20 protein-coding genes are annotated in these 20,248 nt (G+C 47.4%); 5 read left to right on the top strand and 15 right to left on the bottom strand.

Features of this window, described 5'->3' with window-relative positions:
- Position 1: 1 nt before the first annotated feature.
- Positions 2–2,011, bottom strand: coding sequence for a ligand-gated channel protein (locus U0358_RS12820; RefSeq protein WP_322406521.1), 2,010 nt, complete (start codon positions 2,009–2,011; stop codon positions 2–4).
- A 125-nt stretch (positions 2,012–2,136) separates the two neighbouring features.
- Between U0358_RS12820 and U0358_RS12825 the strand changes: the two genes are divergently transcribed.
- On the top strand, positions 2,137–2,985 hold the full coding sequence (locus U0358_RS12825) for a LysR family transcriptional regulator (RefSeq protein ID WP_322406522.1): 849 nt from the start codon (positions 2,137–2,139) through the stop codon (positions 2,983–2,985).
- Here U0358_RS12825 and U0358_RS12830 read toward each other — a convergent pair.
- From U0358_RS12830 to U0358_RS12845, 4 genes are all read right to left on the bottom strand, one after another.
- Positions 2,956–3,615: an SDR family oxidoreductase gene (locus tag U0358_RS12830; protein ID WP_322406523.1), complete on the bottom strand. Its 660-nt coding sequence runs from the start codon at positions 3,613–3,615 to the stop codon at positions 2,956–2,958. The genes U0358_RS12825 and U0358_RS12830 overlap by 30 nt on opposite strands.
- Before the next feature lie 131 nt (positions 3,616–3,746).
- On the bottom strand, positions 3,747–3,956 hold the full coding sequence (locus U0358_RS12835) for a cold-shock protein (protein WP_054490368.1): 210 nt from the start codon (positions 3,954–3,956) through the stop codon (positions 3,747–3,749).
- Between the two features lie 215 nt (positions 3,957–4,171).
- On the bottom strand, positions 4,172–5,560 hold the full coding sequence (locus tag U0358_RS12840; RefSeq protein ID WP_322406525.1) for a sensor domain-containing diguanylate cyclase: 1,389 nt from the start codon (positions 5,558–5,560) through the stop codon (positions 4,172–4,174).
- Positions 5,561–5,642: 82 nt separating this feature from the next.
- On the bottom strand, positions 5,643–6,182 hold the full coding sequence (locus tag U0358_RS12845) for a DUF1415 domain-containing protein (RefSeq protein WP_322406526.1): 540 nt from the start codon (positions 6,180–6,182) through the stop codon (positions 5,643–5,645).
- A gap of 36 nt (positions 6,183–6,218) precedes the next feature.
- Here U0358_RS12845 and U0358_RS12850 point away from each other — a divergent pair, with 36 nt between their 5' ends.
- A complete protein-coding gene (locus tag U0358_RS12850) occupies positions 6,219–6,680 on the top strand; it encodes a methyltransferase family protein (RefSeq protein WP_322406527.1) in 462 nt (153 codons plus the stop codon).
- Positions 6,681–6,689: 9 nt separating this feature from the next.
- Here the strand turns inward: U0358_RS12850 and U0358_RS12855 are convergent, their stop codons facing one another.
- From U0358_RS12855 to U0358_RS12875, 5 genes are all read right to left on the bottom strand, one after another.
- Positions 6,690–7,367, bottom strand: a complete 678-nt coding sequence (locus U0358_RS12855; RefSeq protein ID WP_322406528.1) for a PepSY domain-containing protein — start codon at positions 7,365–7,367, stop codon at positions 6,690–6,692.
- Positions 7,364–8,080, bottom strand: a complete 717-nt coding sequence (locus U0358_RS12860) for a PepSY domain-containing protein (protein WP_322406529.1) — start codon at positions 8,078–8,080, stop codon at positions 7,364–7,366. Before U0358_RS12860 ends, U0358_RS12855 begins: the two co-directional genes overlap by 4 nt.
- 64 nt (positions 8,081–8,144) lie before the next feature.
- Positions 8,145–8,735: a uracil-DNA glycosylase family protein gene (locus U0358_RS12865; RefSeq protein WP_322406530.1), complete on the bottom strand. Its 591-nt coding sequence runs from the start codon at positions 8,733–8,735 to the stop codon at positions 8,145–8,147.
- Positions 8,692–9,531, bottom strand: coding sequence for a patatin-like phospholipase family protein (locus U0358_RS12870; RefSeq protein WP_317497733.1), 840 nt, complete (start codon positions 9,529–9,531; stop codon positions 8,692–8,694). The genes U0358_RS12865 and U0358_RS12870 overlap by 44 nt, the downstream gene beginning before the upstream one ends.
- 42 nt (positions 9,532–9,573) lie before the next feature.
- Complete coding sequence (locus tag U0358_RS12875; protein ID WP_322406532.1) at positions 9,574–10,356, bottom strand: ferredoxin--NADP reductase; 783 nt, start codon at positions 10,354–10,356, stop codon at positions 9,574–9,576.
- A 143-nt stretch (positions 10,357–10,499) separates the two neighbouring features.
- On the opposite strand from U0358_RS12875, the gene U0358_RS12880 reads away from it, so the two are divergent.
- From U0358_RS12880 to U0358_RS12890, 3 genes are all read left to right on the top strand, one after another.
- On the top strand, positions 10,500–11,567 hold the full coding sequence (locus U0358_RS12880) for a PepSY-associated TM helix domain-containing protein (RefSeq protein WP_322406533.1): 1,068 nt from the start codon (positions 10,500–10,502) through the stop codon (positions 11,565–11,567).
- A gap of 2 nt (positions 11,568–11,569) precedes the next feature.
- The gene (locus tag U0358_RS12885; RefSeq protein WP_317497736.1) at positions 11,570–12,400 is read left to right on the top strand and encodes a DUF4198 domain-containing protein; all 831 of its coding nucleotides are present in this window, start codon (positions 11,570–11,572) and stop codon (positions 12,398–12,400) included.
- A gap of 139 nt (positions 12,401–12,539) precedes the next feature.
- Entirely contained in the window at positions 12,540–14,315 is a 1,776-nt protein-coding gene (locus U0358_RS12890) for an SLC13 family permease (RefSeq protein ID WP_317497737.1), read from the top strand.
- Here the strand turns inward: U0358_RS12890 and U0358_RS12895 are convergent.
- From U0358_RS12895 to ctlX, 5 genes are all read right to left on the bottom strand, one after another.
- The gene (locus U0358_RS12895) at positions 14,312–15,445 is read right to left on the bottom strand and encodes a GNAT family N-acetyltransferase (protein ID WP_322406534.1); all 1,134 of its coding nucleotides are present in this window, start codon (positions 15,443–15,445) and stop codon (positions 14,312–14,314) included. The two genes, U0358_RS12890 and U0358_RS12895, sit on opposite strands and share 4 nt — an antisense overlap.
- Before the next feature lie 3 nt (positions 15,446–15,448).
- Complete coding sequence (locus U0358_RS12900) at positions 15,449–16,285, bottom strand: putative RNA methyltransferase (RefSeq protein ID WP_322406535.1); 837 nt, start codon at positions 16,283–16,285, stop codon at positions 15,449–15,451.
- A gap of 134 nt (positions 16,286–16,419) precedes the next feature.
- A complete protein-coding gene (locus U0358_RS12905) occupies positions 16,420–18,585 on the bottom strand; it encodes a S46 family peptidase (RefSeq protein WP_322406536.1) in 2,166 nt (721 codons plus the stop codon).
- A gap of 196 nt (positions 18,586–18,781) precedes the next feature.
- The gene (locus tag U0358_RS12910; protein ID WP_054490405.1) at positions 18,782–18,991 is read right to left on the bottom strand and encodes a cold-shock protein; all 210 of its coding nucleotides are present in this window, start codon (positions 18,989–18,991) and stop codon (positions 18,782–18,784) included.
- Between the two features lie 238 nt (positions 18,992–19,229).
- Positions 19,230–20,135 carry a citrulline utilization hydrolase CtlX gene (ctlX, locus tag U0358_RS12915; protein ID WP_322406537.1) on the bottom strand — a complete coding sequence of 302 codons (906 nt, stop codon included), beginning with the start codon at positions 20,133–20,135 and terminating at the stop codon, positions 19,230–19,232.
- Between the last annotated feature and the right edge of the window lie 113 nt (positions 20,136–20,248).

Genomic DNA, 20,248 nt, shown 5'->3' on the forward strand with positions numbered 1-20,248 from the left:
CTTAGAAGCTGTAGGCGGCTGACAACCATAAGCGTCGGCCGTCTTCAACATAGCCGTATTCTTCTACGCCAATTTCTTTGTCAAACAAGTTGTAAACACCCGCAGCCAGCTTTAAGTCACGCGTAGCAAAGTAGTTCACACCAAAATCCGCCAGTGTGTAAGACGGCGCGACAAGAGAACGCTGTGAAGGTCCGGTTGTCGGTTGACTCTCTTCACCACGATAATGAACACGCAACCAGCTGTTCCAACGCTTACTTGGCTTCCAGTTCAGTGAGGTTTGTACTAAGTGCTTCGGTAGCTGGTTTAATGGCTCGCCTTTATACTCACCGGATTTCTGCTCAGAATCGGTGTAAGTGTAGTTACCTTTCAGTGACCACTCCCGGCTGAAATGAGTGCTTAAGGTCATTTCAATACCTCGAGTAACAGCTTCATCAATGTTAATCCGGGTGGTTGGCATAGAGCCAAACTGATTAGGTCCGTCGGTACAGATAGCTTCAGGACAATCTACACGAGTAATTTTGTCATCAAACTCGTTGTAGAACACGGTTATTGAGGTTGAACTACGGCGTCCCCAATCGGTGTATAAACCTAACTCGTAGTTAGTCGAGGTTTCGGCTTTCAATTCCGGGTTGCCGTAAATATTACCACCACGACTGACCTGCCCCCAGTCGGCTGTTGTTTCTCGCAAACCCGGGGCACGGAACCCAGTGGAAACACCACCTTTAATGGTTGTTGCCCGGCTTAATGTATAAACGCCGTAAACTCGGGGGCTCCAGTGCCCACCAAAGATATCGTCGTCATCGTAACGGACACCCGTCGTCAGCTTAAAGTCAGTAAAGACTGGCCAGGCTGTTTCTGCAAATGCCGACCATTGTGAGCCTTCGATATTGGTGCGGTCGCTTACCTGGTTACTGGTTAAATCTTCCAGCTCTTCTTCCTGATACGCAACACCTAGGTTCATAGAGCTTTCTTCAAGCAGTGGTAAGTTCCAGTGACTCTGAAAGTCAGTATTAGTAATGGTCATAAGACGCGCTTTGTTTTCAAATTCATCGCGCTTTAAATAACTGCGGGCGCCAACCAGGCCCCACTGGCCGTTGTGGGCAATGGATACGCTATTACTGTCGTACTCAGTCGTCGATGATTCAGGGCATCCTCGGCGACCACATTCCTCGCCCGGTGCCAGCGGCTCAATAGTTTTGCCCACAGAAGCGTCAATGCTTTGCTTAGCGGTACCTACTTCAAACAAGATTTCGTGGTCACGGTTTGGTGTGTAAGCCAATTTTAAGTCGGCATCTTCTGCGGTTTTATCCCGGTAGCCAGAAACGATGTCATCTTCCAAACGACGTGTATAACCGGCGGACAGTTGAATTCCCAAAGTGTCTTTAATGAGCGAGCCAGAGGTGAACAAGTTAGTCTGGTAGCTATTGCCTGACTCTGAACGTTCCTGCAGGGTGCCGTCAACGCGAATTTCCGAGCGCCATTCTTCCGGCGTTTTACGGGTAATAATATTGATAACGCCGCCTATTGCGTCTGAACCGTAAAGTGATGACATAGGCCCCCGAATAACCTCTATGCGATCAATTGCCGCCAGTGGTGGTGTCCAGGCTCCTTCAACCCCGGGGCCGTCACTGTTTGGGCGGGTTTCACGCGAGCTCTGGCGCTGACCATCGACTAAAATCAATGTGTAGTCGGCCCCCATACCGCGCAGACTAATGTCCTGCCGGTCACCGCCGCCGGTCACAATAACGCCCGGGGCGTCGGTCATAGCATCGGTTAAATCTTTATAAAAACGCTGAGAAAGGTCTTTTCTGTCAATAACGGAGATTGAAGCGGGAGCTTCTTTTAAATGCTGAGCAACACCTGACGCCGTTACCACCATAACTTCCATGTCTTTATGCTTATGATGTTTTCTTTTTGGCTTATCCTGTTCCTGCGCCTGAGCAACGCCTACAGCTGATGCTACAGTTAATGCTAGAATGCTCAATTTTAAGCCGCTGATACTGCAATTCATGTTCATCCCCTAATGAAATATAAATGCGAATTATTTTCATTAAAGATTTTAACTGGTACTATGGGATCAGCAATTTCAAAAATATTGAAAGCTTCTTTAGCAGGACTTAAAACATGAATCCGAAAATGATTCGATCATTAAAAGCCTTTAGCCGTACGGTGGAACTTAACAGTATGAGTGCCGCTGCAAATGAACTGCACATGACAGTGTCCGCCATTAGCCAGCAGTTGCAGCGACTGGAAAACGACAACGGAATTTCGCTTTTTCACCGCAATACACGTTCACTTTCACTTACCGAAGCCGGTCAGGTTTTTTATCAATCGTGCCTCGACATGTTGTCTATTGCAGCGAAAAACCAGGAGCGCTGGGATCAATTAACGAATCAGCCGCAAGGGCAAATAAAAATTATTGCGCCCGTGGGTTTTGGCGGAGGTTTGTTGAGCGAGCCCTTAAAACAGCTGCAGCAAGAATTTACTAACGTAAGCTTTCAACTGCATATGACCGATGAGCCTATCGATCTCATTACCGCGGGGGCAGATCTGGCTATTCGCATTGGTCCGCTGGCCGACTCGGCCTTATACGCCAGGCATTTGGCTGACTGGCACATGGTTCCCTGCATTGCTGCTGAGCACCCTGCGGCTGAGCATTCGATAAAAAGCTTTGACGACTTACCCGAAGGTTGTTTTATTGGGCACTTACCCAGTTTACCCAATAAAGATTTTCCCAAGCCTAAAGTGCTACTGAACAACATGCAGACGGTGGTGCAGTTGACTCTCGATGGTGTTGGGTATGCGATACTTCCAGAGCCGGAAATTAAGCATTACATTGAGAGTGGGCGTTTATTGCGCTTGTTGCCAGAATGGGAAGGCAGTCCGTACAGCGTGTACGCCGTGCTGCCTATTAAAGACAACATACCGGCGAAAACTGAACGGACTATTGAAGTGCTAAGCCATTTCTTTCATCGACTGCAGTGAATGCTCTACTTCACTGTCACCCGACATTAAGTCAAAAGCTCTGAGTTCGGTACCGGTTTCATCCAGACACCGGCGTAAAACACTGGCAACATCTTCACGTGGCACTGAACCTGGTGCCAACGATTCACCAACAACCACTTTACCGGTTGCTTCTTCGTCGGTTAATGCTCCCGGACGCACAATGGTCCAGTTAAGTTTGGTGCGCATTAACTCGCGGTCGGCATAATGCTTGGCGGCATAGTAAGGAAGCAGGGCTTCAGCCCAGTTCTCACGATTATTCGACTGCCAGGCACTGACCATAACAAAACGTTTTACGCCCACAGATTCGGCCGCTTCCATTGTTTTCACTGCACCGTCTAAGTCGACTAATAAGGTTTTATCGTCACCGGAGCTTCCACCTGAGCCTGCGGTAAATACCACAGCATCAACGCCCTGAAGCAGTTCTTCCAATTTTGAGACGGAGCCTTCTAAATCACCTAATTTGGCCGTAACTCCGCGGTCTTCCCAGGCTTTTTGCTGTTCTTCCTTGCGCACCACCGCAATCACTTCATGCGTTTTTGCGTGCTGCATCTGTTCAACTAAATGCTGACCAATTTTTCCATTTGCGCCTATAACTGCTACTTTCATCATCGACCTCCTTAAGTATTTCATTGTCTGAGCTTACGTAACATAAGCTTAGTTTAGATCGCTCACTAGCGCCGATTTACAGGCACAAAAAAAGGCAACCCGAGGGTTGCCCTTTTAGACTTCGAGGCGCGTAATTACAGCGCTACGATGTTCTCAGCCTGAGGACCTTTAGGGCCTTGAGTTACTGCGAACTCAACGCGCTGGCCTTCAGTTAAGGTTTTAAAACCGTCGCTAGAAATAGCGCTGAAATGTGCGAAAACGTCTGCGCCGTTCTCACGTTCGATGAAACCGAAGCCTTTTGCTTCGTTAAACCATTTTACTGAACCAGTAATTTTATCAGACATAATATATCTTCCTGTAAATTTTAAGTATTTGGTCATTCAGACCGATGATGCGGGTAAAAATAAGAACTTAGAACTACAGGACGATGGTATTAATAATAATAGGTCAACGAAGTGGAGTATTTTAACTAACTGTCTTTCTATCTATCCGACCCAATGGAGTCTACGCTTATTCCACTGTGAGTCAAACGATTTATCAAGTTATTTTCATAATACATTCAAGCACCATTTTCTTCAGCCCAGACAATACGGTTGCGACCTTCTCGCTTAGCCTTATACAGCGCTTGATCCGCTCTTCTGTAGATACTAGAAACATCATCTTCTGGTCGGCTTTCTGACGCACCAACACTTACCGTTGGATTAATAATTTCACCCGAGTCCAGGGTAATTACCGTTTCCTCAACCGCCGAGCGCACCCTTTCCAGTACTTGCGCGGCACTTTCATGGTCAGCATAAGCAAGCACAACCATAAATTCTTCACCACCTACCCGAACGACACTATCACTGCTACGAACCGCCGCTGACATGGCTTCAGAGCCAGTAATCAATACCCTGTCACCAATATCGTGACCATAAGTATCGTTAATCGTTTTAAAGTGATCGAAGTCGATAACTGAAACAACAAAACCCTGCTCACCATTTTGCCGGGTTAAACCCTGCTCCAGTATTTCCATACCAGCCGAGCGATTTTTTAACCCAGTTAATGCATCAGTATAAGCAATTAAAGCCATATCGTCCCGCTCCCGGATTAAATCTGAACGCACTTTCTGTTCGGCAATAACAGTTTCCAGGGCGGTGCCCATCATTCGTACAATTTCAACCTCAAGCTCAGTAAAAGGTTCAGCTCTTTTGCTTTTTCGGGCGAAACCTAGCACTCCCCAAACCTGATCATCGATAATTAGCGGCGCACCGATATAACTCTCCAGACCGTAAGTTTGATAACTTGCGTGCTCTTTGAAACGTGAATCTCTTGAGGCATCGTTAGTGAATATTAAATGGTTTGCCTTAAGCACAACGGAGCAATAGGTGGTTGCCAGCGGTAGCTGCGCTCCGGCGGAGAAGTCCATTTTCGCGCTTTGCACCCATTCAATGGTATAGATACCGTTTTGTATGGAACTCGCTGTACCTATATCAACTCCTAAATACTCAACACCCACTTTTAATAGTTCATCAATAGAGGCTGGGTCAATGCGCCGCCCCCGCTTGTGAATGACTTCATGGAGAGTACGCATAACATCAACTGAAGCATAATAGCTACTGACATCCTCAATAAGCTCATAAATTCCAATAACACGACCTTGCTCATCCGTTTCAGGTAGGTAACGAATATCTAAAAAGTTCTTGCGGCCGTTACGAAAAGTGACAGAATCTGAAAATTCCATTTTTTTGCCGGTAGCAAAAACATAGTCGTGATTCGGTTTTATGCGTTGATAAGACTCTTCGCTCAGTACATCGGTTAATGGCTTGCCTAGCATTTCCTCTGGAGTCAGGTCAAAAAACCCTGCATAGGACCCATTTACAAAACGGAAAAGTCTTGCTCTGTCGATATAAGCCACCATTGTTGGCAGCTGTTCAATAATTCTATGGGTAATATGATGCTTTTTCATAAGGCCTCATCACTTTCAGTTCGACAGAAGACGCAGCTTTAAGTAATTCACTATCAGTAATAGTTTAGCAACAACTTAGACTTTAAGTTGTCAAGATTCCTTTAAAAAATTCAGCACCTTTACGTCGGGCAAATTCAATATTGCGCTCAGGAATCGATTCAGGGTCATCATAATTTTCCAGCGCCTCTTCAATGCTGGCCTCGCGCAGTAAATGTAGCGTTGGATACGGAGCACGGTTGGTATAATTTGCCGGATCATCCTGGGCCTCTCCCTCAAAACAGTAATCGGGGTGAAAATGCGCTAGCTGGTACACCCCTTCGTAACCTTCCTCCACAAGCAAAGCATCGGCGACATCAACCAAATTCAGAAATTCATAAAACCCTTCAAACCCCGACGGCAGAATAAGCAGCGTGGTCTCGGTTTCAGCTGCGGTATCCAGGTGTTTAGCTTCATCCAGCAACTGCTGTAAAACAGCTTGTGGCTTGCGATTTTCGGCTACACTATAGCGAATACTCTTGCGCTCAACTTCGCGGCGTGCAAACGGACAGATGTTATACTTTACAATCAGCTGTTGCACCCAGTGCCGAGTTTGCTCAATAATTTGATGGGTATCGGTCGTCATATTTCTTGTCTTCGCTAAAAGGGGCGCCACTTTGCCATGAAATCACTTGAACTCAAAATACCACCGTTGCTGGTTGTTGCCATAGTCGCCGGTTTAATGTGGTTAACGGCTCACTATACGCAGGCCTTTAACCAATTTTATGTCGGTCAGCGCGCCGCTGCTATTTTTCTCTTGGTATTAGGAGTCTTGCTGCCTTTGCTTGGCGTTATTGGTTTTCGCAGAGCACAAACCACAGTAGACCCTCGCGCTCCGAACAAAAGCACCGAACTTGTTACTACCGGAATATACCAAAGAACACGTAACCCCATGTATTTAGGCTTCTTCTTTTTGCTTATGGCCTGGGGTGTTTTTCTGGGAAGTGTCTTTTCTTTATGGGGGCTGGTGTTATATGTGGCCTATATGCAGCGCTTTCAAATTCTGCCGGAAGAACGTATTTTAACCGAAACTTTTGGTGAAGCTTACAAAAGCTATTGTCGTAAAATAGGACGCTGGTGGTAGCCACCAGCTCTAGAGTAACTGCCGGTGTTTTAAACTGCGACCAAGTAAAATTAAGCCTGACAAACTAAACCATAGCCCGATGGTAGCGGCAATAATGTTCAGTAAGCTGTTAAAGTCGCGCTCGCCACTGTAATCCATAAAGTGTAAACGAAACATCCAGTCACTTAGCCACCAACTATTATTGCGGTGATCAACCACTTCACCGGAACCAGCGTCAACATACACTCGCGTACGAGTCTCGTCGGTAAAAGTGACTCTGTAACCGGGTTTGTTCCAGTCAATAATTTCCTCACTGCCCGTTACGGCCTGTACTTCTTTAACCGAGCCCGGCCCGTTATAGCTTTGTCGTGCCAGTTTTGCCGCCAGCGGTGCGGAGGTTTGCCAGCGCTCGCCAGTCTGGGCATTCACATAATGTCTGGAGCCATCAATTGTCAAAACGACGTACTGAGCCATCTGCGAAATTGAGCGTATTTCCACACTTTTAACGTTATCAAAACGCTCAATTAAGGCATTTTCAGGGTAAAAAACAGACCCTATCGGCGCTTTCGCAGCGTTTTGAAAGTAGTCATGGGCAGCCAGACTCTGGTGACCCACCCAGCCGAAGTACAGGCCACTAACCAGCCAGATAAGCACTTGTATAAGAATGACCAGACTCAGCCAGCGATGCAGCTTACGCACAAACCTCATGCCGCTCGCCTGCTTTTTCTACGCGGCCGCAAATGGAAGTAAAGCAGAGCCGTACCGGTCATTACAAAAAGTATATTCGCGATGCTAAATGCCTTTAACCACCAGGTTTCGATATCCGACCGGTCTTGGTAATCCATTATGTGGAGCATCCAGAAAAAGTCGAACAGTCGCCAGAAGTTATGTCGTTTGGTTACGAGCTCCCCGGTTGTCGCCGAGAAATATAAGGTAGCACCGGCCAAATCATTAAAATCTACTCGCCATACGGGTAACAAAGCAGGATTAAGTTCACCAGGTGCCCGGTCTTCAATATAACTAACCTGAGCTTTTGTCTTTTCGTTACCGGTGGAGTGTTGACGCGCAATATAGCCAATATCCATGCGGTCAAGCTTCACCGGCTCCAAAGATTCGGCGCTCAGCAATTGCGTACTGGTTTGGCTTTCAACACGATAAACCGTCCGCAGCGAGCCGTCTATCCACTGGTGCATAAGGCGCACCGACGTGGCTTGTGGATGTTGTTCTAATACCCAGCTTACCGGAGAAATTAAAGTATTCTTCGCTATAGGCTGTTCAAGCTTTTTCACTAGATGGTCGCCATGAATGAAGCTTAAATCAAAGAACACCATATAGGCGCCACTGATGCTCCATACCACTAGCTGCAGGCCAAAAAGAAGAGATAACCAGCGGTGCCAGATTCGCCATTGTCGTAATTTCATCAGGGTTATCCGTGCCCACCGCTTTAAGTTAAGCGTCTAAAATTATCGGCTTGCCCTGTAAAAGTCAAAGCAGTTCTCTCACTCTTCGCCTTAACTTCGGAATAACCTCAGCTTCAAACCAAGGGTTCCGGCGTAACCATAAATTGTTTCTAGGGCTTGGATGCGGCATAGGTAACAGGCTCGGCCAATAATTACGCCAATCTTTTACGCGCTCGGTCAGGCTTCTTTTGGGCTCCTGTAAATGCCACTGCTGAGCATACTGACCTATGGCTAATGTAAGCTCCAGATTAGGCAACTGCTCCAGTACTTTATTTCGCCAGGTAGGCGCACACTCTGGCCGTGGCGGAAGATCACCAGACTTACCGGTGCCCGGATAGCAAAAACCCATAGGAATAATCGCCAGCTCTTCGGCATTGTAAAAAGTGTCTTTATCAATGCCCATCCACTGACGAAGCCTGTCGCCGCTAGGGTCATCGAAAGGCTTACCTGAGGCATGAACGCGCTTTCCGGGGGCTTGTCCGGCAACTAGAATTCTGGCTTTAGGGTGCAACTGAACAACAGGACGAGCACCAAGCGGCAGCTCTGGCTCACACAAGGTACACGCGCGGACATCACGCAGCAGTTGTTGCCAATGCGGCGGCTCTTCCCATTTCATAACCTTGCTCCAGCAGCTTTTTATCTTGAGTGAAACGCCCGACCGGAAACCCCTCCGGAGGAGCCAGAACGGTCACTTCACAGTCCGCAGGAGGGTTATCAATAAAGTTAATAGCGTCATTATAAACTTCCGAGCGCCTGGCGACGGCATCAAATAAAGCAGGATGGTGTTTAAAAAACCGTTTAGTAAACTTAGGTAAGGGTCTTACCTTCTTTCGGAAACCTCGCGGCCGGGACAAAATAACCGTTATATCCCGTGCACCCATTTCATAGGCTTTAATCACCGGTATGGAGTCCCCCAGTCCGCCATCAGTCATTGGCGCTCCACCAACGGATGGAAACTCGCGGTAGGCCAGTGGAATAGCACAGGAAGCAGGAAACAGTTCATGTAAGTTGTCAGCTGTGACCCTGGTATACACCGGAAGCCCCGTATCAACATTGGTCGTTACAACGTATAAAGGCCGGTTCTGCTCCAGGTAATGACGGGTGTTCAGCGGCACTTGTTCAAATGAAGCGTGCCAAAGCCAGCTTACATCGCAAAAGTGCCCACCTTTTAAAAAGCGCCGCCAGTTCAAAAACTCTGGTTGTAGCGCGTGCTGCAAGAGAATTTTACGGTTACGTCCGTGGTCGCCGGCAAGAAAACCAATCAGGTTGGTTGAACCTGCCGACACCCCAATTGCGAAATCAAAGTCGGTTTGTCCGGTTTCAAGAAAACCGTCCAGCACACCAGCGGCGAAGATACCGCGCATGGCACCACCTTCTGCCACTAATGCTTTTTTACTTTGTTTCTGGGTCATACACCTGCTTATTTTTCAATACTCTCTACTTCTCAATGCTCTTTATTTTTCAATAAAGGCCTGCTCAATCACGTAGCTGCCTTGCTTACGTGACGTTGCTTTACTAAAACCTCGTTCATTGAGAATAACCATCAGATCTTGAAGCATAGCGTCATTACCGCACAACATAAAGCGGTCGTGCTCCGGATTAATATCCGGTAGCCCAATGGTTTTGGTTAAAGTTCCTGACTCGAGCAAATCGGTAATACGTTGCTGATGCGCTCCGTCACGAAAGGGCTCACGGGTAACAGTCGGGTAATAAATGAGTTTTTCCCGCACCCAGTCACCAAAGTATTCGTTGTTTGGCAAAATTTCACAGATTTCTTTTTGATACGCCAACTCAGAAACCCAGCGCACACCGTGAACCAAAATGACTTTATCGTACTGTTCGTAAATGTCGGGGTCTTTAATAACGCTCATAAAAGGCGCTAACCCGGTGCCGGTGCTGAGCAGGTACAAGTTTTTGCCTGGTAGCAAGTGCCCGGGTACTAACGTCCCTGTAGGGCGTGTCGACAACACCACTTCGTCACCCACCTTAATATGTTGCAGGCGTGACGTTAAAGCACCGTCCGGCACTTTAATACTGAAGAACTCAAGCTCTTCTTCGTGGTTTGCACTGGCAATGCTGTAAGCCCTGAGCAAAGGCTTATCTTCCAGTTGCAGTCCCATCATTACAAACTGACCATTTTCGAAGGTAAAGCTTGGCTGACGCGTGGTTTTGAAGCTAAACAGGGTATCGTTCCAGTGACGTACCTGAGTCACTTTTTCCGCAATGATACTTCTCATAACTGTTCCTCATTGGCGATTTTGTGCACATAATAACATAACCGCATTAAATCTAAATGAGAATTTTTATCATTAAGTATTGCAAATGAGAACGGTTTTTATATAAGATACATTCACTCTTGTTTGTAAAGGAAGAAAAGTTAATGGCTCGACGCTCGGGTGGCCGCAGAGGGTGGTCTTTAAAAGACTGGCATTGGATAAGCTCTGCCGTTTGCCTCATTGGCATGTTGTTGTTTTCCGTCACCGGTATAACGCTGAACCATGCCGGCTGGATAGAATCCGCACCCAGCGTCGAAAGCCATGAAAGCTCTCTCCCACAAACGGAATTGGACCGGTTGGCGAATGCTTCAGGGAATGACGCTCTACCAACTTTTTTCCACCGCTGGTACGAAGATACGACGCAAAACAGCATCAGTTCAAATGCCGAAATCGAATGGAGTGACTACGAGTTGTACGTCGCCATGCCCCGTCCCGGCGGGGACAGCTGGTTCAGCGTCGATTTAACCAGTGGTGCTTTTTATTCTGAAACCACCGATCGCGGCTGGATAGCCTACTTCAATGATCTCCATAAAGCCCGCAACACCGGTTTTCTCTGGAGCCTGTTCATTGACGTATTTGCCATTGCCAGCATTTTATTCACAATTACGGGGTTATTACTTTTGAAAAAATACAGTAAAGGGCGCAAATCCACCTGGCCACTGGTTCTGGCTGGCTTCATCATTCCTTTGTTTGCCGTTATGGGATCAGCACACGCTGCTGAAAACGAACTCAATGTCGAAATTCCCCGCCTTTCAGTCGCCGAATATCACGCACCTTACCTGGCGGTATGGCTGGCCAATGAACGCAACCAACGGGTAGCTGATATTGCGGTCTGGTACGACGTTAACCTAAAAGATAACGAAGGCGAAAAATGGCTTAAAGACATGCGCCAGTGGTGGCGTCGTAGCGGTCGTATGGCCGAGATGCCAATAGACGGTGTATCGGGCGCAACTCGCCGGCCCGGCACTCACAAAGTGGACTTAACGCCTTTATTAACCAAACTACCTGACCTTGAGCCCGGCCAGTACTACTTGTATGTAGAAGCCGCGCGCGAAGTCGGCGGTCGCGAAATGCTGCGCCTGCCATTGTCTTTACCTATCGATAGCCCAATATCCATCTCAGAGACCGGCGAGCACGAGCTTGGCCGAGTGTCATTAAAACTGGAGCCTTAATCATGAAATTATCTTCTGTACTTACTACCAGCCTGGCTGTGCTGACCTTATTTGCGAGCACCAGCAGTGAAGCTCACCGGGTCTGGATTAAACCAAGCGCCACCGTCGTCTCCGGCGACTCCGAATGGGTGACTTTTGATGCTGCTATCGCCAATGGCATTTTTTACCCAGATCATTATCCGCTTAGCTTAGATTACGTGAAAGCTATGGCACCGGACGGCTCCGATGTGACTCTGGAAAATGGCCATAAAGGCAAGTATCGCTCGGTGTTTGATATTGAACTGGAAAAAGAAGGTACTTACACCATTTATTCAGCCAGCTCAGGTTTATCTGCACGCTGGGTAGATGACGAAGGTGAACGTCAGTACTGGCCGCCACGTGGTGCGCAAAAAACCAATGAAGACTTCTACAAAGAAGTTCCTCAGGACGCTAAAGAGTTAGAGGTTAGTGAACGCTCACGTCGTGTTGAAACCTTTGTTACCTCTGGTGCGCCAACTTATGACACTCTGGGTCCAACCGGCAGCGGTCTGGAACTTGAACCAGTGACCCACCCGAACGATTTGTACACCGGTGAAAACATTACCTTTAAATTTAATATTAATGGTACCGCAGCTACCGGAACTGAAATTGTCTTAATAAAAGGTGGTGAGCGTTATCGTGACCAGGCACAACCAACCAAGTTAACGACCGACGAGAAAGGCGAAGTCACTTTCACTCTGGATGAACCTGGCATGTACTGGTTAGAAGCAGAATACGCCGACGACAACGGCGAAGCCCCGGCTACCAAACGCCAGGGTTCTTACGTTGCTGTATTAGAAGTGCTGCCCATGTAGGCCGGCTAGTTCCACCAGACAGCTAAAAGCCTGGCACAAAAACGTCAGGCTTTTAGCCGATTTATCAATTTAGACGCTATTGCTTCAAACCCAACACTGTGCAATCTTCAACCTTTAAAAATTAAAAGGTGCACACCGAATGCTGGATCAATGGCTCATTGGAATAATCTTAGTCGCCATGTTGGTGCTTTTCGTCATAGATAAGTGGCGTTACGACCTGGTTGCTATGATGGCGCTATTATCCGCAGCTATTCTTGGTCTGGTGCCAACCGCAGAAGTATTCAGTGGTTTTGGTAACGCTGCTGTCATTACCGTGGCTGCTGTACTAATAATCAGCCAGGCGCTGTGGCGCTCTGGTGTCGTCGACGCCCTTGCCTCAGCCATGAAAAACATTGGCGATAAACGCTGGGTACAGATGATAGCCCTGACCTCTGTCACTACGGTCTGCTCGGCTTTTATCAGCAATACCGGCACCATGGCGATAATGATCCCGGTCGCCCTTCAACTTGCCCGCAGCAGTGGCAACAACCCATCCAAATTGCTTATGCCTATGGCTTTTGGTTCATTACTGGGCGGCGCCATTACTATGGTGGGTACGCCACCAAACATTATTATTGCTGACATTCGTCGCGAGGCTATGGGCGAGTCCTTTGGTATTTTTGAATTTACTCCGGTTGGCCTCAGTATTGCCATAGCCGGTTTGCTTTTTATGTGGCTGTTAAGCCATTGGCTGGTTCCGGAAAAAGCCGGAAAGTCGAAATCGCAGTCGCTGTATGATGTCAGCAGCTACCTGACCGAACTCTATGTACCTGAAGGCTCCAATTTCGTTGGTGAAACTCTGTATGAGCTGGAAAACCGAAGCGAAGAAGACTTTGTGATTGTTGCACTACAACGTGGCGAAAAGCGTTGGTCCGCTCCGGCTCGTTATTTACGACTAAAAGCCGAGGACGTGCTGATAGTTGAAGCCAATGCGGAAACCATCCAGCAAGTCATTGACGGAACCGGACTGGAGCTCAATGCCGAAGAAGAAATTGATGACCGCTTTTTAAAATCCGACGACATTACTGTAATAGAAGGTATTGTCGGACATGACTCCCGGCTTATCGGCCGCTCGGCTGCCGACATTAAACTGCGCAGCCGCTACGGTATTAATGTATTGGGTGTTGCCCGCGAGGGTCAGAAATTGGGAACCGCACTGGCAAATATTCGCTTTAAACCGGGCGACGTTTTATTACTGCAGGGCGACGCTGAAATCCTCGATGATGTATTTCAGCGCTTTGGCTGCTTCCCGTTAGCACAGCGCAGCTTGCGCATCGGTTCCTCAAAGCGGTTAATGTTGCCGCTAGGTATTTTTGCTGCAACCATTTTATCGGCTGCGTTTGGCTTAATCTCGGTTCCTGTCGCTTTCTCACTGGCAGCAGGCCTTATGGTTATCACCAATATTTTGCCTCTGCGAGAGCTTTACGACGCCATAGACTGGCCTATTATTGTTCTGCTGGGCGCAACCATTCCACTGGGGTCTGCACTGGAGCGTAGCGGTGCTGCCGACACTATTGCCAATGCAGTGCTTTATGTCAGCGAGGGCTCGCCAGAATTTGTTGCGGTGGGCTTACTGCTAATAGTGACCATGTTGCTATCCAATATTGTTAACAATGCCGCGGCAGCAGTACTTATGGCCCCCATTGGCATTAGTATGGCGAACAGCTTTGGTGCCAGTATGGACCCGTTTTTAATGGCGGTTGCTATTGGTGCCGCTGTGCCTTTCTTAACGCCTATAGGCCACCAGTCGAATATATTGGTTATGGGCCCGGGTGGTTACAACTTTAGCGACTACTGGCGGCTTGGCCTGCCGTTGTCCCTTCTGGTCTCAGCGGTGGCGCTGGTCATGATACTCCTGGTATGGCCGTTGTATTAATCGATGGTTTTATAAGGCAGATAGGTTTGCAGTGTTTTCAGGTGTTCGCGTAACGCACTGCTTTCATCCTGACAATACTGCTCAATGGCGTCGCTAAGAGGCGCCTCCATAAAACGGTAAAAGCCTTCGCGCAATACCGGTTCAAAACCGCGATGCAATTTATGCTCACCCTGAGCACCCGCGTCAAAATACTGTAGCCCGTGATTTATACAAAACTCAATTCCCTGGTAATAACAGGCCTCAAAGTGCAGGAATTCAAGCTCTTCCCGACAACCCCAGTAGCGTCCGTAAAGTGTATCTTCGCCTTTAAAGCACAAAGAAGCAGCCAGCATGTTGCCGTCTCTGTAGGCAGCGAAAACTATAATATAATCGGCTAAATGTTCAGCCCATAGTTTAAAGGTAGCAGGGGTTAAATAGCCGCCATGCCCAGAACGTTTTAAATAAGTACGCTGGTAGAACAGAGTAAATTGCTGCCAAAACTCCGCAGTTAACTCATTACCCTGCAGAGTTCGCATTTGCACGTTTTGCTCAGACACTTTTTGCCGCTCTTTGCGAATCGACTTACGCTTACGCGACACCAGAGCCGCTAAAAAATCATCAAAACTGCCGTAGTCCCGGTTTTGCCAGAGAAACTGAATATCGAAGCGCTGCCACCAGCCTTCTTCGGTTAAAGCACGGCTTAAGTCAGGTTCAACATACAAACTCTGCAAGTTACTGACGTCATGTTGCTTTAACAACTCCGACTCAATAATAGACAGCATCTCGCCGCGGTTAACGCCCTCGCTAATAGCCAAACGCGGTCCCTGACATGGGGTAAAAGGTATTGCGTTAATCAGCTTAGGGTAATATTGAAAACCATAGCGTTCAAAAGCTTCGGCGAATGCCCAGTCGAACAAATACTCACCATAGGAATGCGTTTTCTTAAACCACGGCATAGCCGCAACCATGGCGTCATTCTCATCATAAACAACAGCATATTGCGGCAACCAGCCGCGCTGCAGCCCAAGACTGCCACCTTGCTCAAGCGCCAGCAGCAAATCATAGCGCGTAAAGGGATAATGACTCCCAAACAGGCGATCCCAGTCGTTTTTGGCCACAGTGGTGATTGTTGAATGAATAACTGCTCGCATGCGTTAGGCGCTCAAAGTAAAAACCCGCACCCAGACATCAGCGGTCAGCTGTAAAGAGCTGATAGCCCCGGCGCGTTCGCGTCCATCGGCGCTGCTACGGTAGAGGTGTGGTGTCATAGTGAGTAAGTTTTTAATAGTATCATTATTATTCAGTTCAAATTTGAAGGTCACTCGCTGCTCTGATGCTAAAGACCAGTATTCTGAGTTTACAGGCAGGTTATCTGACTTTGTTTTTATCTCAGAATAAATAATGGCTTTTAGCTCTTTTAGGTGATCACCTGCAGGGTCTACCATAATCAGCCGCCCGCCGGGCTTTAGAACCCGCTTAAATTCAGCTTCAACAGGGAAGCCAAACACGCACAAAAGGGTATCGACACTGTTATCGTCCAGTGGAATAGAGTTATTGGAAGCAACCATCCAGCTTAGGCGTTTATCGCGTTTTGCCGCAGCCTGCACTGCCCATTTTGAAATATCCAGGGCAGCCACACTTAAATCCGTACCTTTTTGTTCCGCCTGTTCAACCAAGTAGCGCAGGTAGTAGCCTTCGCCGCAACCGGCATCGAGCACCGCCTGCTCGCCCTGTGCTAACACAGTATCTGCCAGAACCTGCGCCAGCGGTTCATAATAACCCTGCTCCAGAAACTCCCGCCGTGCCTGCACCATGGCTTTGCTGTCGCCGGGATCTTTCGAGCGCTTATTCTGCACCGGCAACAAATTCACGTATCCCTGTTTTGCCACGTCATAGCTATGACCATTTTCACAACGCCAACTGCCGTCCACCAACTGCAAAGGTGACTGCTCTATTGGGCAACGTAAGGCGAATATTTTTGTTATTGGCATACCATCTACTTTTACAACGCTATTTTCCGACCATCTTATTCTTCCTGCTCGCCTTCTGCCAGCACAACAAAAAAACCACCACCGCTAAAAATTAACGATGGTGGTTTTGCTATGGCTACTACGTTAAATAATAACTACTGGCTTGTACTGATGCCTAACTCACGCAATACGTTATCTGCGTGATCAACATACTGCATTTGCCACAGCATGTATCTGACATCTACCTGAATAGAACGGGTGTTCTCCAGGTTGAAGTCCCAGTCGGAAATAATTGAATCTAGTGTGCCGTCAAAAGCCAGCCCGACAAATTCGCCTTTATGGTTCAGAACCGCAGACCCCGAGTTGCCGCCGGTAATATCCAAAGTGGCAAGGTAGTTCACAGGTACAGAATTTAAATCTGCTTTTTCATAAGGACCGAAGTCATCTGCTTCAATCGCCTTCAGTTGTTCTTGCGGCGCATTAAACTCGCCTTCACCCGTGGCTTTTTCTGTCACGCCCCGCAGGGTAGTGAAAGGAGCCCAGGCATTACCATCTTCAGTACCATGCGCACGGCCAGCAACGTTACCGTAGGTAATTCTCAAGGTGCTGTTAGCGTCAGGGTAAACGGCCTGACCTTTGCTCTGCATAAAGGCAATTTTTGCCCGCATATAACTGGCGTAAGCTTCCTGAATTTCGCCGGCTAGTTCTTCACTTTCTTTCTCTTCCTCTAAGTCAGAAGGGTATAAGGCGACAGCGGCTTTCACGAAGGAATCATCGCTTTGCTCAAACTGCTCTGGGTTGTATTCCAGCAAAGCCATGCGGCTATCCAAATCGGTTAAACCGGTTGCTTCATACCAGCTGTCAATTAAGTTGCTCAGCTCTTCTTCGCTCATGCCGTCGCGTAAGCCTAGAGCTTTATCAAAATCGGCGTCACGATCTGACTTAGGCTGCGCCATATAATTGCTTAGGTTGTGCAAGTCCAGCGCCTTTTCAACGCTAGGGTCAAAGTTACGCTCCATACCGGCAAGGTATGATTCAAAGCGCGGTACATCACGTTCCTGGTAACCCGCTTTACGCTCAGCATCCGGCTTAGTGCCTTCCTGAGCCAGGCGGTAAACAGCACGTGCAACCATAAGCAGGCGCGGAGTGGCGTTATTCAGCAAATAATCGGCACGACTTTGAGCGTGACGTTCCTGTAATAAGGCTTCAATGGTTTTAAGGTCGTCAGCATAAGCCTTTTTATTCTCGCGGCTGCTGTTAACCCAGGCGGTCAGCTCTTTATGTTCCTGCTGCTTGCGCTCTAACAAGTCGCTGTTCGCAAAACTGTCCAGCATGCCCTGACGGTTTTTCAGGTAGTTGTTCAGGCCCGCTACTCGACTGGCGTATTTAAGCTCTGCGTCTTTATTGTCTTTGGTTTCCCGCGCAATAATTTCCAACGAGTCCTGGAATTGCTCTACCGTTTTAGGGTAGCTCCACTCGAAGGTTTCTTTTACTTCAGACGGCAGGCGGTGACGGTTGGTACGGCCGGGATAACCCAGCGCCATAACAAAGTCACCCTCTTCCAGGCCTTCACTGGCTATCGTTAAGTGGTAATCCGGCTTATAAGGTACGTTGTCTTCACTGTAATCCGCTGACTCACCTTCCGGGCTGACATAAGCGCGTAAAAAGCTGTAATCGCCAGTATGACGTGGCCACATCCAGTTATCAGTATCGCCACCAAATTTGCCCACACCACTTGCCGGTGCATGGACTAAACGGACGTCTTTTATTTCCAGTTGCTTAATAAGGTAGTACTCCAGGCTGCCGTAGTAAGCTGCAACCTGACACCGATGGCCTTCGTCCTCTTCACACTCTGCCACCAAAGCTTTTTTATTGTCTTCTATGGCATCCAGACGTGCTTTACCGTTTAGCTCGGCTGTACTGGGATCAATAACTTTGTCAGTCACTTCATCAACGGCTTTAGTCACAAAAATACGACTGCCCGGCGCCGCCGGTACTTCTGCACTTAAATTTTTGGCTAAAAAGCCATTAGCAAGCAAATCGTTCTCTGGTGTCGAGTTATGAGCAATGCTGTTGTAAGCGCAATGATGGTTCGTTGCCACTAAGCCTTCTGGTGACACAAAAGAGGCCGAACATCCGCCCAGGCTAACAATGGCAGCAGCGGGGAACTCGGTTAATTTAGAAATATCATTAGGGTCAATAGTCAGACCTGCCGCCTTTAGCTTATCGGCAATTTCCGGTAACTGTTTGGGCATCCACATACCTTCATCAGCTGCCGCAAAACAGCTGACTACAGACAAAGCAATCAATAACTTTTTCATAGTGTCTCTTCTGTTAATTGTTAGGGAGGGAAAAATAACCTCTGATAAAAGCTATAGTCATAGTCTTGCCGAAACTTGTCAATAATCAGACAAGTAATGTTACAAAATAACAGTGTCAAAATTCAGGCACAAAAAAAGCAGCCCGTGGGCTGCTCTTCATAATTTTTAGCTTGCTTAGAAGCTTAATCCATACAAATTAAATTGCTTGGATATTCTCAGCCTGAGGACCTTTAGGACCCTGAGTTACTGAGAAAGAAACGTTTTGGCCTTCGGCTAGCGTTTTGAAACCGTCGCTAACAATCGCGCTGAAATGAGCGAATACGTCTGCGCCGCCTTTCTGCTCGATAAAACCAAAACCTTTTGCTTCGTTAAACCACTTAACAACACCGTTTACTGTATTAGACATAATAAATATCCTGAAATTTTATAAAATAAGTAATCGCTCCGGGCGTTCCCAGTTGCGATGATCACGCGGGGTAAAAAATGAAACTTAAAACTGCAGGACGAAGATATTACTAAGAGTAAAGCGACGTAGAGGAGTGTTTAACTAACTGTTTCTTATCCAACGCCGACTACTCTACGCACATTATATATAATGTCAAATAATAGTTTTAATTTATTTTATAAATGATCTTTATAGTCTTTTAGGTCTTTGGAAACACCTGTGCCAACATACAACGAATAGAGCCACCGCCAAGTTCTATGGTGGGAACCGCTATTGGCAATAGCTCAACCCATTGTTCCAGTTGCTGGATTTGTTCTGCTTTTAATGAACGGAAAGCCGTTTCCGAAATAGCGAGAAGTTTGCGACCGTTACCCCCCATTTCTAGTGTATTGCCTGCAAAATTTCTTATCTGTTGTTCGGTTAATAGCACTAAGGCTTTGCCCGAGTTTTTAACTGATCGGACAAACTGCTGTTGTTGCTGAGCATCACGTATCATATCCACGCAAGCCATAACAAAGTGACTCCCAACCGCCATAAGCACATTAGTGTGATACACCGGCTTACCGTCACTGCTAATGGCATCAAAAGCAATTGGCTGGTAACCCAACTGCCCACTCAATTGCTTCAGCGCGTTCTCATCCATTCTTTTTGAGCGAGCTGCGTAGGCCAATTTATTATCGTAATCAAAAACCACCGAACCAGTGCCTTCCAGGAAAACTTCTTCTTGCTCTAATGCACTAATGTCGAGTATTGGGTCATACCCATAAGTTTCTAGCAAAAAGTTGATAATGTCTGCTCGGCGTTCCTTACGGCGATTATTGCAATACATAGGGTACAGCACAAACTCTCCGGTACTGTGAGTACTAAACCAGTTATTTGGGAAAACTGAGTCGGGTGTTTCTGTGCCGGTATCTTCAAACAAGTGAACTTTAACGCCTTTACTCTGCAACTGCTCTACAGCCTTTGTGACTTCATCGTAAGCCGCCTGAGCAACGTTTACGCCTTGCTCTGCTATCGATTGGAAAGCATTATCATCCATCGTTTCAGGGTTAGAAAAAAAGTGATGCGGACGCACCATAACGACGGTATCAGACGACTGACTCATGAGATTAAAACACGTTACAAAATTTGCGCGCAGTTATAGCAACTTGGCGATGTCATAGCAACGGGCAAAAGAAAAGGGCAGTGTTGTTGCACTGCCCTTGCTGTGATTAGACA

The organism is Idiomarina sp. PL1-037 (genome assembly GCF_034422975.1).
Classification (GTDB): domain Bacteria; phylum Pseudomonadota; class Gammaproteobacteria; order Enterobacterales; family Alteromonadaceae; genus Idiomarina.